General features: G+C 57.3%; 14 protein-coding genes. All 14 read left to right on the top strand.

Features of this window, described 5'->3' with window-relative positions:
- A partial coding sequence (locus M7R55_RS02775; protein WP_298218310.1) for an N-acetylmuramoyl-L-alanine amidase occupies positions 1-561 on the top strand: 561 nt, incomplete at its 5' end.
- Positions 562-735: 174 nt separating this feature from the next.
- Positions 736-2,586: a DNA mismatch repair endonuclease MutL gene (gene mutL, locus M7R55_RS02770; RefSeq protein WP_298218308.1), complete on the top strand. Its 1,851-nt coding sequence runs from the start codon at positions 736-738 to the stop codon at positions 2,584-2,586.
- On the top strand, positions 2,586-3,563 hold the full coding sequence (gene miaA, locus M7R55_RS02765; protein WP_298218306.1) for a tRNA (adenosine(37)-N6)-dimethylallyltransferase MiaA: 978 nt from the start codon (positions 2,586-2,588) through the stop codon (positions 3,561-3,563). The genes mutL and miaA overlap by 1 nt, the downstream gene beginning before the upstream one ends.
- A 204-nt stretch (positions 3,564-3,767) precedes the next feature.
- Positions 3,768-4,046 (top strand): RNA chaperone Hfq, encoded by a 279-nt coding sequence (hfq, locus tag M7R55_RS02760; RefSeq protein WP_012824867.1) that lies wholly within the window; start codon positions 3,768-3,770, stop codon positions 4,044-4,046.
- A complete protein-coding gene (gene hflX, locus M7R55_RS02755; protein ID WP_298218303.1) occupies positions 4,046-5,356 on the top strand; it encodes a ribosome rescue GTPase HflX in 1,311 nt (436 codons plus the stop codon). The genes hfq and hflX overlap by 1 nt, the downstream gene beginning before the upstream one ends.
- Before the next feature lie 171 nt (positions 5,357-5,527).
- Positions 5,528-6,664, top strand: a complete 1,137-nt coding sequence (gene hflK, locus M7R55_RS02750) for an FtsH protease activity modulator HflK (RefSeq protein ID WP_298218301.1) — start codon at positions 5,528-5,530, stop codon at positions 6,662-6,664.
- Positions 6,661-7,542: a protease modulator HflC gene (gene hflC / locus M7R55_RS02745; protein WP_298218299.1), complete on the top strand. Its 882-nt coding sequence runs from the start codon at positions 6,661-6,663 to the stop codon at positions 7,540-7,542. Before hflK ends, hflC begins: the two co-directional genes overlap by 4 nt.
- 33 nt (positions 7,543-7,575) lie before the next feature.
- Positions 7,576-7,764 carry a DUF2065 domain-containing protein gene (locus M7R55_RS02740; RefSeq protein ID WP_298218298.1) on the top strand — a complete coding sequence of 63 codons (189 nt, stop codon included), beginning with the start codon at positions 7,576-7,578 and terminating at the stop codon, positions 7,762-7,764.
- Positions 7,765-7,885: 121 nt separating this feature from the next.
- Complete coding sequence (locus M7R55_RS02735; protein WP_298218296.1) at positions 7,886-9,085, top strand: ATP phosphoribosyltransferase regulatory subunit; 1,200 nt, start codon at positions 7,886-7,888, stop codon at positions 9,083-9,085.
- On the top strand, positions 9,078-10,373 hold the full coding sequence (locus M7R55_RS02730; RefSeq protein ID WP_298218295.1) for an adenylosuccinate synthase: 1,296 nt from the start codon (positions 9,078-9,080) through the stop codon (positions 10,371-10,373). The genes M7R55_RS02735 and M7R55_RS02730 overlap by 8 nt, the downstream gene beginning before the upstream one ends.
- 165 nt (positions 10,374-10,538) lie before the next feature.
- Positions 10,539-10,799 carry a 30S ribosomal protein S16 gene (rpsP, locus tag M7R55_RS02725; protein WP_298218294.1) on the top strand — a complete coding sequence of 87 codons (261 nt, stop codon included), beginning with the start codon at positions 10,539-10,541 and terminating at the stop codon, positions 10,797-10,799.
- 7 nt (positions 10,800-10,806) lie between these two features.
- Positions 10,807-11,352, top strand: coding sequence for a ribosome maturation factor RimM (rimM, locus tag M7R55_RS02720; protein WP_298218291.1), 546 nt, complete (start codon positions 10,807-10,809; stop codon positions 11,350-11,352).
- 51 nt (positions 11,353-11,403) lie between these two features.
- Entirely contained in the window at positions 11,404-12,162 is a 759-nt protein-coding gene (trmD, locus tag M7R55_RS02715) for a tRNA (guanosine(37)-N1)-methyltransferase TrmD (protein ID WP_298218290.1), read from the top strand.
- Between the two features lie 16 nt (positions 12,163-12,178).
- Positions 12,179-12,526, top strand: coding sequence for a 50S ribosomal protein L19 (gene rplS / locus M7R55_RS02710; protein WP_290680679.1), 348 nt, complete (start codon positions 12,179-12,181; stop codon positions 12,524-12,526).
- Positions 12,527-12,702: the final 176 nt, after the last annotated feature.

Raw genomic sequence — 12,702 nt, 5'->3', positions numbered from 1 at the left:
ATGACGCGCGATTCTGATAAATTCATCCATCTGCGGGGACGGACTGCCATCGCGCGCAATTCCAAGGCCGATCTGTTTATTTCCGTTCATTCGGATGCGTTCAGGGTCACCTCGGCGCGGGGCGCATCGGTATTCTGTCTGAGTCAGCACGGTGCGACTTCCGAAGCGGCGCGCTGGATGGCAAATCGTGAAAACGAAGCCGACTTTGTGGGCGGAGCTTCGATTTCCGACCACGATCAGGATGTGGCTTCCGTCCTGCTGGATCTTTCGCAAACGAAAACGCTGGAGAACAGTCTCGATTTTGGCCATCGGGTATTGAGCCAGATTGGCGGTGTCACCGATTTGCATTCCCGCCGTGTTCAGCAGGCCGGTTTTGTCGTGCTCAAATCGCCCGACATCCCCTCCATTCTGGTTGAAAGCGCATTCATCAGTAATCCCGAAGAGGAAAGGCGTTTGAGAACGGCCGCCTACCAAAATGAAATTGCGCGCTCGATTCTTGACGGGATTAATACCTACTATGCCGAGCGTGCACCTGAAGGAACGCGCTACGCCATGCTTTGATTTTGCACTGGGTTAAGCTAAGCAAAGCCGCATTGAGGCTCCATCGATTTCTGGCTGCTAAACGATCTTTGGCGGCCTTTTTTATTTGCGCTTTGTAATTTTCAGTGACGCAGAGACAATGCGCGCTTGAATCTAACGGTATCGTTACCGATATGATCGAAACACAGGAAGGCCATGTCGCAAATTGCCCAACTACCCCCCGAACTTGTCAATCAAATCGCTGCTGGTGAAGTGGTTGAGCGCCCGGCATCCGTGGTCAAGGAGCTGGTTGAGAACGCCATTGATGCGGGTGCCCGGCGAATCGACGTTCGTATCGAAGAAGCCGGTTCTCGCCTGATCGAGGTGCGCGATGATGGTTGCGGCATGTCTGTGGAAGACCTTCCGCTTGCCTTCGCCGCCCACGCCACCAGTAAAATCCGCACGCTCGATGAGCTCGAATCGGTGGCGACCATGGGCTTTCGGGGAGAAGCATTGGCGAGTATTGCCTCGATTGCGCAAGTCAGCATGTCTTCTCGTCGCGAGCGCGATGCACATGGTTGGATTCTAAGCCCCAACGAATCGCTGGAATGTCGCCCGACCGCGCATCCGGTCGGAACCACGGTCACGGTGGTCGATCTGTTCTACAACACACCCGCGCGCCGTAAATTCCTGCGCACCGAGCGTACCGAATTTTCCCAGATCGACCAGCTCATGCGTCGATTCGCCCTGGCCCATCCCGGGATTGGCTTTTCACTGACGCATCAGGGGCGGCTCGTATTCGAACTCTCGCCGCTTGCTCACACACAGTTGGCGGAGCAGATGCCCTCACGCATCGAGGCATTGCTGGGCGCGGAGTTTCTCAACCGAGCCCGACGGATCGATTCCGCGGCATCGGGCTTGAGTCTGAGCGGCTGGGTGGCCGACCCGGCCTATGCCCGTTCGACAACCGATCAGCAGTTGTTTTTTGTCAATGGTCGTATCGTCCGCGATCGGCTGATCGGCTTCGCCATCCGACGCGCTTACGCCGACGTGCTCCACCACGCCCGTCAGCCGGCCTATGTGCTGGCGCTCGATCTCGACCCGCGTGCGGTTGATGTCAATGTGCATCCCACCAAGGCAGAAGTTCGTTTCCGTGATGCACGTGCCGTGCAGGATTTTATTTTCCGTGAAATCCATCGGGCGCTGGCTCAGGGTGCTGCTGTGCCAGTTTCGCCGGAACCGGTCAATGAGTCTTCGGCCGGTACGGTCTCGTTTGGCGGGCAGATGGAGCCACAGAGGCGAACGAGCGGCTGGCAGGGTTCGGTTGCGCGGTCCTTGCCCGCTTCAGCTTCTTCTGCTCAGGGGTATTTGAACTTGCTTGCCGCGAGTGCCGCGCCGCCGCAATCGGTTGATGAGCGCCTGTCATCGGTTCAAGAACCTGCACAAACAGAGCAACCCACACAGGACATGCCGCCCTTGGGCTATGCTGTGGCGCATCTGCATGGCGTGTATATTCTGGCGCAGAACGCGCAGGGGTTGGTGATCGTCGATGCCCATGCTGCCGCTGAGCGCGTCACCTACGAACGGTTGAAAAAGGCCTATGCAGCACAAGAATTGACCATCCAGCCATTATTGCTGCCTGTGACATTCTCCGTGACGGAATTCGAAGCGGAACAGTATGAAGCCCAGGCTGAGGCCTTCGCCCGTCTGGGTGTGGTGCTGGCGCGCGTGGCGCCGACTCGGGTGCGCGTAACCGCCCTGGCTGCCTTGTTGCGTCATGCCGATGCCGAAGCGCTTGCCCGTGCGCTGTTGTCCGCGTTGAGCGAAGAAGAACCGGACTGGGGGCAACCTCAGGCCGTGTTGACCGAGCCGATCAATGCCGTGCTCTCCCGCATGGCCTGCCACGGTTCGGTGCGTGCCAATCGCATCCTCACCCGCCCGGAAATGGATGCCTTGTTGCGGGACATGGAGCGTACCGAGCGGGCCGACCAGTGCAATCACGGGCGGCCCACCTGGCGACAACTTTCCATGACCGATCTCGATCGACTGTTCATGCGGGGGCAGTAATGCAGGCAACGTCCACCCCACACGATGCGGAGCCGGGGCAAAAACCGATTCTTGCCCTCTTGGGGCCCACGGCCTCGGGGAAAACGGCCGTGGCGCTCGAATTGGCTGCGCGATTCCCTGTGCAGATAATCAGCGTTGATTCGGTGATGATCTATCGACAGATGACCATTGGTTCGGCCAAGCCGCAAGCCGAGGTACTGGCGCAGTTTCCGCACGAACTGGTGGATATTTGCGATCCTGCTGAAACCTATTCGGTCAGTGCGTTTTGTCGCGATGCGCTGGCGGCGATCGAGCGGGCCGAAGCGGCTGGCAAGGTGCCTTTGCTGGTGGGTGGCACCATGATGTATTTTCAGGCGTTGCTTGATGGCATTTCGCAACTGCCGTCGACCGATCCCGCCGTGCGCGCCGAGGTTCAGGCCGAAGCGGCGCGTTTGGGCTGGCCCGCGCTGCACGCGCAACTCCAGTCGTTCGATCCTCAAGCCGCGGCGCGGGTTCATCCGAACGACCCGCAACGGATCGGTCGCGCCATTGAAGTATTCCGCTCGACCGGCCGTTCCTTGAGTCAGTGGCAGCACGAGCATCCGCCGGTATCACCGTTGCTTGGTCGGGCCGTGCATCGTTTCGGCTTGTGGCCCGCCTCCCGTGCCCATGCGCGCGAGGCGATGGCAGATCGGTTCGATGAGATGCTGGCGGCAGGTTTCGTGGATGAAGTGGCGGCCTTGCGGGCGCGCGGTGACTTACATCCCGGAATGCCCGCGATCCGCGCGGTTGGTTATCGCCAAGTCTGGGATTATCTCGATGGCAGGGTGGATTACGATGAGATGCGCCAAAGTGCGATTACGGCCACCCGACAACTGGCCAAGCGTCAGGTCACCTGGATGCGTGGCCAAACGCTAACGCGGTTCTACCCGACGGAAGAACGGGGTGCCTTCATGTCGGCACTCGGAGAAATCATCTCCAACGGGGAACTTGGTTGAGCGGTGGGAATCTGAGGCAGGCACTCGGATCCACGTGTTGATATCTTGTGAAAAGGAAATCGCGCCGACGTGTTACGCTCTTACTGTAAGAATCAAGATGCGTCGATCGATGATTGCCTGCCGATTCGGGTGAATATTCAGTGAATGAACACCATCCCGCGCGTCTTGCATCGGAAGCTGCCAATTACAATTGAGGAAAATAAAATGGCAAAAGCCCAGTCTCTCCAAGAACCCTATTTGAACGCGCTGCGCCGCGAGCATGTGCCCGTATCTATTTACCTTCGCAACGGCATCAAGCTCCAGGGGCAAATCGACTCGTTCGATAACTTTGTCGTACTGCTCAAGAACAACGTGAGTCAGTTGGTCTACAAGCACGCGATCAGCACCATTGTGCCGACGCGTGAAATCCACATCGACTTCGACGATGAGTTCGGCGGCAAGCCGGCATCAAAAGAAGAGCCTGCAGGAGACGAAGCACCTTAATGCAATTCTTTGAACGGCATGAGGGCGGCGAACGCGCCGTCCTGCTTCACGTTGTCTCCCGTCAGCAGAGCCGCGCGGAAGACCTCGATGAATTTCGTGAACTCGTGGATTCGGCCGGCGCCAAAATTCTCGGAGAATGTCTGGCCAGTCGCGAAGCCCCCGACCCGCGGTTATACATCGGCAAAGGCAAGGCCGAAGAACTGGCCGATCTGGTTAAAAATACTGAAGCCGATCTTGTGGTGGTCAATGCCCAGCTGTCGCCGTCGCAGGAACGCAATCTGGAAGCGGTGCTGCAATGCCGCGTTCTTGATCGCACCGGGCTGATTCTGGATATTTTCTCCCAGCGCGCTCGCTCGCATGAAGGCAAGTTGCAAGTCGAACTGGCGCAACTCAAGCATCTTTCCACCCGCCTCGTGCGGGGCTGGACGCACCTTGAGCGCCAGCGCGGCGGTTCGATCGGTCTGCGTGGGCCGGGTGAAACCCAGCTCGAAATGGACCGACGCCTGATCCACGACCGCATCAAGCAGTTGCAGGAGCGCATCGCCAAGGTGCGGCGCCAGCGACAGGAAGGCCGTAAAACGCGGCAGAAATCCCAGGTGCCGCTGGTCTCGCTGGTTGGTTATACCAATGCCGGTAAGTCCACACTATTCAATGCGCTGACAGAAGCGGGTACATTCGCCGCCGATCAGCTCTTCGCCACGCTGGACACCACGTTGAGGCGGCTGGAGTTCGCGCCGGGCGAACCGATGGTTCTGGCCGATACCGTGGGATTCATCCGGCATCTGCCGCATGAACTGGTCACCGCGTTTCGCTCCACGCTGGAGGAAACGCTCGAAGCCGATCTGCTGATTCATGTGGTCGACGCGGCCAGCCCGGAACGGGATCGTCAAATGACGGATGTCGAGGTCGTGCTCAAGGAGATCGGTGCCGATACATTGCCGCGGATCACTGTAATGAACAAGATCGATCAACTCGAAGATCGAGCGCCTGAGATCAGCCGCAATGAAGCAGGGGAGATCGACCGGGTCTGGATGTCGGCGCAATCAGGCTTGGGCATGGATTTATTGCGCCAAGCGCTGAGCGAACGCCTGCGCCCGACGCGGACTACTATCAACCTGTTTCTTCCCGCAAGCCTTGGTGGGTTGCGCGCCCGTTGGCTGAACGAGGGGGCCATCGTCACCGAAAACTGGCAGGATGAAGCGGGGCAGCAACCCGGCTGGCAATTGACACTCTCGCTCACACAAGCCCGTTGGGCTCAGTGGAGAAAGCATCATCCTGAGCTTGAGGTATGTTTGGCGGCGCCTGCCTAGTTTCGAGGTGTTTGGCGTACGGCGTCTGGTCGTTTCGACGGCGAATTTGGTCGTTTGACTTGCGACTTATGGATGCCATCACTAAACTTATGCGTCATTTTGAATTCTAGTTTTGTTCGATTTTTTATATGGCGCACAACGGTCGTGCCGAATTTTCCGGAGTAAGTACCTATGGCTTGGAATGAACCTGGCGGCAGCGGCAAGGATAATGATCCTTGGTCCAATCCGCGCCGCAGCGGCAAACCGCCCAATATCGACGAAGCGATCGAACGCCTGCAGAAAAAATTTGGTGGCGCTATGGGTGGTGTCGGCGGCGGCAAAGGTATCGCGATCGTCGCGGCGCTGCTGGTCGTCGTCTGGCTGCTTTCCGGTATCTATATCATTGATGCCGGACAGCGCGGAGTGGAGCTGCAGTTCGGCAAGTACACCGATACCACCCGCGCGGGGCCGCACTGGCATCTGCCATATCCCATCGGGACGGTGGTCAAGGTGAATGTCGATGAATTACGCGACAAGCAGCTCAAGATGACTGCGATGACCAACGATGAGAATATCGTCGAAGTCAGAATCGGCAGCCAGTTTCTGGTCACCGACCCTGTGAGTTACCTGTTCAACGTGCGTGACCCGGACGGTACGCTCTCCGATGTCATGCAAAGCGCGATTCGCGAAGTCATTGGCTCCAAGAAAATGGATAACGTGCTCACCGAAGGCCGTGCCGAAATTGTCAGTCTGGTGCGTGATCGTATGCAGAATCTGCTCGACGGCTATGACACCGGCCTGAAGGTTCAGTCGGTCAACTTGCAGGACATCCAGCCACCGGAAGCCGTTCAGCCCGCCTTCGAAGACGCCATCCGTGCGCGTGAAGATGAGCAGCGCTACATCAGTGAAGCTTCAGCCTACGCCAACAAGGTCGTGCCGGGTGCACGAGGTAATGCCGCGCAGATCATCGAGCAGGCCAAGGGTTACGAATCCAAGGTGACGAATGAAGCGCTGGGTGATGCCTCCCGTTTTGAACAACTGCTCAAGTCCTACAAGCTGGCACCGGATATTGCGCGCGAACGCATGTATCTGGATGCTGTTTCAGGCGTGTTGTCCAAGAATAAGAGCATCGTGGTCGACTCCGGTTCGGGCAACAACGTGTTCTATTTACCGTTGGGCTCAAATGATGCACGTGTGCCGTCAGGCAAGGCTGTCGATATCGACAGCCTGCCGCTGCCGAGCCTGCCCAGTCAGGCGGACAACGGCACCGCAGCAGGAGGAATCTCCAGCGATAACCGGGGCAATCTGCGTTCGAGGAGTGCACCATGAACCTAATCAATCGTGTCGTTCTGCCAATCGTGGTGATCGGTGTGTTCCTGTTTGCCACCGCTACCTTCGAGGTCAAGCAGTATCAATCGGCCCTGGAGTTCCGTCTGGGTGAAATCGTCAAGGACAAGTTCGATCCCGGTCTGCACTTCAAGCTGCCGTTCATCAACACCGTCAAGCTCTTTGATCGCCGCGTGCTCACGATGACCTCGCAGCCGGAACGTTTTTTGACCAGCGAAAAGAAAAACCTGATCATCGACTACTACATCAAGTGGCAAATCGTGAACGCGGCTGATTTCTATCGCTCGACCCGTGGCGACGAACGAATCGCCATGAACCGGATGGATCAGATCGTCCGTGATGCCATGAAAAGCCAGATTTCCAGCCTCACAGTGAATGAAGTGGTCTCCGGTGATCGCGATCTGTTCATGAAAAGCGTGATCGATACGACCAACCGCGATATCGGTGGCCTGGGCGTAAAAATCAGTGATGTCCGCATCATGCAGATCGAATTGCCCAAAGAGGTGCGCCAATCTGTCTATGCCCGGATGGAGAAAGAGCGTTCTGCTGTCGCCCAGTCCATCCGCTCACGTGGTGAGGAGCAGGCCAAGAAGATTACTTCGGCGGCAGATCGTGAACGTGTGGTCATCATCGCCGAGGCGGAACGTCAGGCCGCTGAAATTCGAGGCGCCGGTGATGCGGCAGCGGCCGCGACTTATGCCAAGGCTTACGGCGAAGATCCGAAGTTCTTTGAATTCGATCGCAGCCTGCAAGCCTACAAAAAGGCTTTCGATCAGGGCGGCGGTACCTTCGTGCTGAATCCTGATAGCCCGTTTTTCAAGTATTTTCGTGATTCGCAAGAGCCAAGCGTAAAAAACTGAGGAATGTCAGGAGAAATCAGAGGGGCGATTGTTGTGGATGACCGGTGGTTGCAAGTGTTGGGTCTGGTGTTGATCATCGAAGCGCTGTTGCCGTTCGTCAGTCCACGAAGTTATCGACAGGCCGTGCAGCAAATCGCCAATACCCCGGACAGGGCATTGCGTGCTATCGCATTCGTGCTATTGGTGGTGGGAGCGGTATTGGTGATGTTGTCGCGCCATTGATTCAATCTCATGATTTCAAACTGGGTGAGTGGTTTGCTCGCCTGGTTTTTTTTGTGCCTGAGCATTGGGGGTATAACATGCCCATTCTGTTTCAGGGTGAACCCGAGTTTTAGGAAGTTGTATGTCACATAAACTCTCCCGCTGGGCCTTACCCGCGGGTATTGATGAGTTGCTGCCAGACCAGGCGCGCCGGGTAGAACAGCTGCGCACCGCCTTGCTGCACCAGTTTCATGTGGCGGGGTACGATCTCGTGATTCCCCCGTTGGTTGAATTTGTGGATTCGCTACTCGTGGGTTCGGGCCGGGATCTTGTGCTAGATACCTTGCAGATGACTGACGGCCTGACTGGTCGACAGCTTGGTCTTCGCGCCGACATGACACCGCAGATTGCCCGGATCGACGCGCACAGCATGAAGCCCGAAGCAGAGCGTCGACTCTGCTACCTCGGGACGGTTGTTCGTGCGCGGCCGGATGGGTTGGGTGGCAGTCGCACCCCAATGCAGGTCGGTGCGGAATTGTACGGTGTGGCAGGTGTCGAGGGCGATCTTGAGATCATCAGCCTGATGTTGAGGCAGTTGGAACAAGCGGGCGTGGATCGGATCGTTCTCGATCTCGGTCATGTGGATGTATTCGGTGCGTTGGCGGTAGCGGCTGGCTTCGATGATGAAGATGAAGAGATCGCACGCGATGCCTTGCAGCGCAAATCCACAGCAGATATCCAGCCCCTGCTGGCGGCCCGGCAGATTTCCCCGTCGGTTGGCCATGCTCTGACCTTGTTGACCCAGCTCAATGGTGAGTGGTCAACAGTATTGTCTGAAGCAAAAGCGCTGCTGGCCGATGTGATGACATCAGACATGCAGCGTGCGCTTGAACGCCTGGCGATTATTGGCTCCAGCATTGAGCGGAACTTCCCTAAGGTCGATGTGTTGATCGACCTGTCCGAGCTTCATGGTTATCACTACCAGACCGGACTTGTGTTCGCAGCCTATGCGCCCGGTGTGGGCCGAGAGATTGCCCGCGGCGGACGATATGACGATGTCGGTAAAGCGTTCGGTCGTGCCCGTCCTGCCACCGGATTCTCCACGGACCTGCGAGAGTTGCTGCGCTTCTTCCATGGTGAAGAGACGATTGACGCCACGATTTATGCGCCCGCCGATTATGCCGATGCCGCTCTGATTGCCGCCGTTGAGCGCTTGCGGGCGAGCGGGCGTCGTGTCGTGATGACTGCGCAGCCGGCACCAGCCGGTGCGCCGCAACTGATTCGGCAGGGCGATGGCACAAACGATTTATGGCATTTAATGGGTGATACCAATCATGGGTAAAAGTGTTGTTGTACTCGGCTCCCAGTGGGGTGATGAGGGCAAGGGGAAAATCGTTGATCTGCTCACGGAGCGGGCGCAGGCGGTAGTGCGCTTTCAGGGCGGCCACAATGCTGGGCACACACTGGTTATCGGCGGGAAGAAAACGGTTTTGCATCTGATTCCATCAGGCGTACTGCGCGAGAACGTGCAATGCCTGATCGGTAATGGTGTGGTGCTCTCGCCCGAAGCCCTGATCAAGGAAATGTCCGAGCTTGAATCACAGGGCGTACCTGCCCGTGAACGCTTAATGCTTTCCGAGGCCTGCCCGCTGATCCTGCCGTATCACGTTGCCCTTGATCAGGCCCGTGAGCAGGCCCGAGGTGCGGCCAAGATCGGTACAACGGGGCGGGGCATTGGCCCCGCCTATGAAGATAAGGTCGCTCGCCGTGCGATCCGACTGGAAGATATCTTTCATCGGGAGCGGTTGGCTGCGAAATTGGGCGAGGTGCTGGATTTTCATAATTTCGTTCTGCGAAATTATTTTCATACGTCCACGATCGATTTTCAGGAGGTGCTGGATCAGGTTCTGTCCCAGGCAGAAATTCTTGCACCCATGGTCGCAGATGTCCCCAGTCGGCTAAAGGATCTGCGTCGACAGGGGGCAAACCTCATCTTCGAAGGCGCACAGGGCACCCTGCTGGATATTGACCACGGCACCTACCCCTATGTGACTTCATCGAACACTACGGCTGGTGGCGCCTGCACGGGTACGGGTGTCGGGCCGCTGGAGCTTGACTATGTGCTCGGCATTACCAAGGCCTACACCACACGCGTGGGCGGCGGCCCATTCCCTACCGAGCTGGATGATGAAATCGGCAGCCATCTTGCCATCAAGGGACATGAAGTCGGTGCCACGACAGGACGCGCTCGCCGATGTGGCTGGTTTGATGCGGTCGCCCTGCGTCGGGCGGTCGAAATCAGCAGCATTTCCGGTCTGTGCCTGACCAAACTGGATGTGCTGGATGGTATCGAGCGTATCCGGGTCTGTGTTGGTTATGAGATCGACGGGCAGCCGGTCAAGACCGCGCCGTTGAGTGCGGAAACCTACGCTCGCTGCGTGCCGGTATATGAAGAAATCTCCGGTTGGTCGGGTTCAACCGTTGGTATCCGTCAGTTGGAAGACCTGCCCGTCGAGGCCCGTCGCTACATTCAACGTATCGAGGAATTGGTCGGTGTGCCGGTGGATATCATTTCAACCGGGCCGGATCGAGATGAAACCATCGTTCTGCGCGACCCGTATACAATCTGATTGTTGAACTATTTGCAGGATGGGGACACCATCTGGAAAACGTTTTTACAAGTAAGGCTTTATTTTTTTGAAAACTTGCGTAAAATCACGCGCCTTGAATTTTGAAAGGCGTGGCGCGCTCGTTCCTGCTCCGCCTTCTTTTATATACACAGGATAAATTGACCCATGGTATCGATCCGTTTAGCTCGCACCGGCGCCAAAAAGCGTCCGTTTTACCATCTGGTAGTGACCGACAGCCGCAACGCCCGTGACAGCGGTGCGTACATTGAGCGTGTTGGTTTCTTCAACCCCGTTGCGCGTGGTGCCGAAGTTCGCCTGCAAATCAATGTCGAGCGTATTCAGCATTGGGTTGGTCAAGGCGCGCAGCCCAGCGAGCGTGTAGTGGCCCTGCTCCGTGAGAGCAGCAAGCAAGCCGCAGCTGCTTAATCGCACCGTGTTAAAACCGCCTAGTCCCGCCGAATCGGTGGTGATCGGCGTAGTGGGGCGTGCATTCGGGGTTAAAGGCTGGAGCTGGATAACCACTTATACGCGTCCTGCTGAGGGTATTACTCAGTACCGTCAGTGGTTTATCCGGCCTCCCGTCGATGGCGGCGGGGTCGGGAAAGATGGGGCGTGGTATCGAGTCACCAAATTTGCGGCTCAGAGCCAGGGTATCGTCGCCAAGCTGGAAGGCGTGGATGATCGAACCCAGGCCGAGGCGCTGACCGGGGCCGAGATTTATGTGCCGATTGACGCGCTGCCCAAGGTGGCTGAAGGCGAATATTACTGGCGCGACCTCACCGGGTGTCGTGTGGAACATGTATCCGGCCAGCATTTCGGTGTGGTGCAGGAATTGCTCGAAACCGGCGCTAACGATGTCCTTGTCGTGGGCGGCGAGGGTCAGCGAGAACGGCTTATCCCGTTCATACCGGATGACGTGCTGGTTTCGATCGATCTCGATCAGCGTCTGATCGTGGTGGATTGGGATCCTGATTTTTAATCAGCCCCGACTCGTGTACAGCCGGTGACGGTTTCTTGAAGCGGGGACCGCATGAATATTGCCGTGGTAACGCTGTTTCCTGAGCTGATTGCGGCGGTCGGTGCGAGTGGCATGCCGCGGGTGGCGGTTGAGTCGGGTGCTTTGGCGCTGACGATGATTTCACCGCGCGACTTTGCCACCAACCGTCACCGTACGGTGGATGATCGCCCGTTCGGCGGTGGTCCGGGGATGTTGCTGATGGCCCAGACGCTGGCCGAAGCCATCGAGTCGGCCAGGCAGTCGCTCCCTGGTGAAAACTCAGGGGCAAGGGTTGTCTACCTGTCGCCGCAAGGTCAACGCCTGGATCGGGGTAAGGTCGAGACACTTTCGGCATTGTCGGATCTGATTCTCGTCTGTGGTCGGTATGAAGGTATTGATCAGCGGATTCTGGAATCGATGGTCGATGAGCAGATATCGATCGGTGATTATGTGCTTTCCGGTGGAGAGCTGGGAGCCATGGTGATCATCGATGCCATTGCCCGGCGGCTGCCGGGGGTGTTAGGTGATGCGCAGTCCGTCGTGCAGGATTCGTTTGAAACGAATCTGCTTGATCATCCGCACTACACCCGCCCCGAGGTGTGGCGTGGTTTGGAGATTCCCGCGGTGCTGCGCTCGGGAAATCACGCGGCCATTGAACAGTGGCGAGCGCAGCAACGAATATCAGGTACGGCGCGGGCAAGGCCGGATCTTTTTTATGAGTACGGGGTCGATGAGCGATCCCGGGCATTATTAACGTCAGCATGGCAGCATGTCGACGAAACGAACGACTAGTTAGGTAGGTTAAGTGATGAGCAAGATCATTCAAGCGCTCGAAGCCGAGCAAATGAACCGTGAGATTCCTGCGTTTGCCCCCGGCGACACAGTGGTTGTTCAGGTCAAGGTGAAAGAAGGCGAACGTGAGCGTCTGCAGGCGTTTGAAGGCGTGGTGATTGCGATCCGCAATCGCGGCATCAACTCCGCGTTCACCGTGCGAAAAATTTCATACGGCGAAGGTTTGGAGCGCGTGTTCCAGACGCATAGCCCTGCGATCGCTTCAATTGAAGTCAAGCGTCGTGGTGACGTCCGTCGCGCCAAGCTCTACTTCCTGCGCGGCTTGACTGGTAAGAAAGCGCGTATTCGCGAAAAACTGGGCTGATCTTGTTTCACGCTTAGTGCGTTTTGACTCCGGGGTGTTCATCCCGGAGTCATGACTTGGCAAGCGGCTGAGCAAAAGCCCACCTGGCGAAGCATTACTTCATTGCTCTTGAAAAACACCCCAGCGTCCCTACAACGCTGGGGTGTTTTTTTGCCTTTGATTTTTAGTGGAGATGA

This window comes from Halothiobacillus sp. (assembly GCF_027346185.1).
GTDB lineage: Bacteria > Pseudomonadota > Gammaproteobacteria > Halothiobacillales > Halothiobacillaceae > Halothiobacillus.
Note: the sequence above shows the minus strand (reverse complement) of the source record. Positions and strands in the feature narration are given on the sequence as shown.

Excerpts from the sequence above, each read along its gene's own strand:
- mutL (WP_298218308.1), top strand. The coding sequence starts at position 736 with ATGTCGCAAATTGCCCAACTACCCCCCGAACTTGTCAATCAAATCGCT.
- miaA (WP_298218306.1), top strand. The coding sequence starts at position 2,586 with ATGCAGGCAACGTCCACCCCACACGATGCGGAGCCGGGGCAAAAACCG.
- hfq (WP_012824867.1), top strand. The coding sequence starts at position 3,768 with ATGGCAAAAGCCCAGTCTCTCCAAGAACCCTATTTGAACGCGCTGCGC.
- hflX (WP_298218303.1), top strand. The coding sequence starts at position 4,046 with ATGCAATTCTTTGAACGGCATGAGGGCGGCGAACGCGCCGTCCTGCTT.
- hflK (WP_298218301.1), top strand. The coding sequence starts at position 5,528 with ATGGCTTGGAATGAACCTGGCGGCAGCGGCAAGGATAATGATCCTTGG.
- hflC (WP_298218299.1), top strand. The coding sequence starts at position 6,661 with ATGAACCTAATCAATCGTGTCGTTCTGCCAATCGTGGTGATCGGTGTG.
- M7R55_RS02735 (WP_298218296.1), top strand. The coding sequence starts at position 7,886 with ATGTCACATAAACTCTCCCGCTGGGCCTTACCCGCGGGTATTGATGAG.
- M7R55_RS02730 (WP_298218295.1), top strand. The coding sequence starts at position 9,078 with ATGGGTAAAAGTGTTGTTGTACTCGGCTCCCAGTGGGGTGATGAGGGC.
- rpsP (WP_298218294.1), top strand. The coding sequence starts at position 10,539 with ATGGTATCGATCCGTTTAGCTCGCACCGGCGCCAAAAAGCGTCCGTTT.
- trmD (WP_298218290.1), top strand. The coding sequence starts at position 11,404 with ATGAATATTGCCGTGGTAACGCTGTTTCCTGAGCTGATTGCGGCGGTC.
- rplS (WP_290680679.1), top strand. The coding sequence starts at position 12,179 with ATGAGCAAGATCATTCAAGCGCTCGAAGCCGAGCAAATGAACCGTGAG.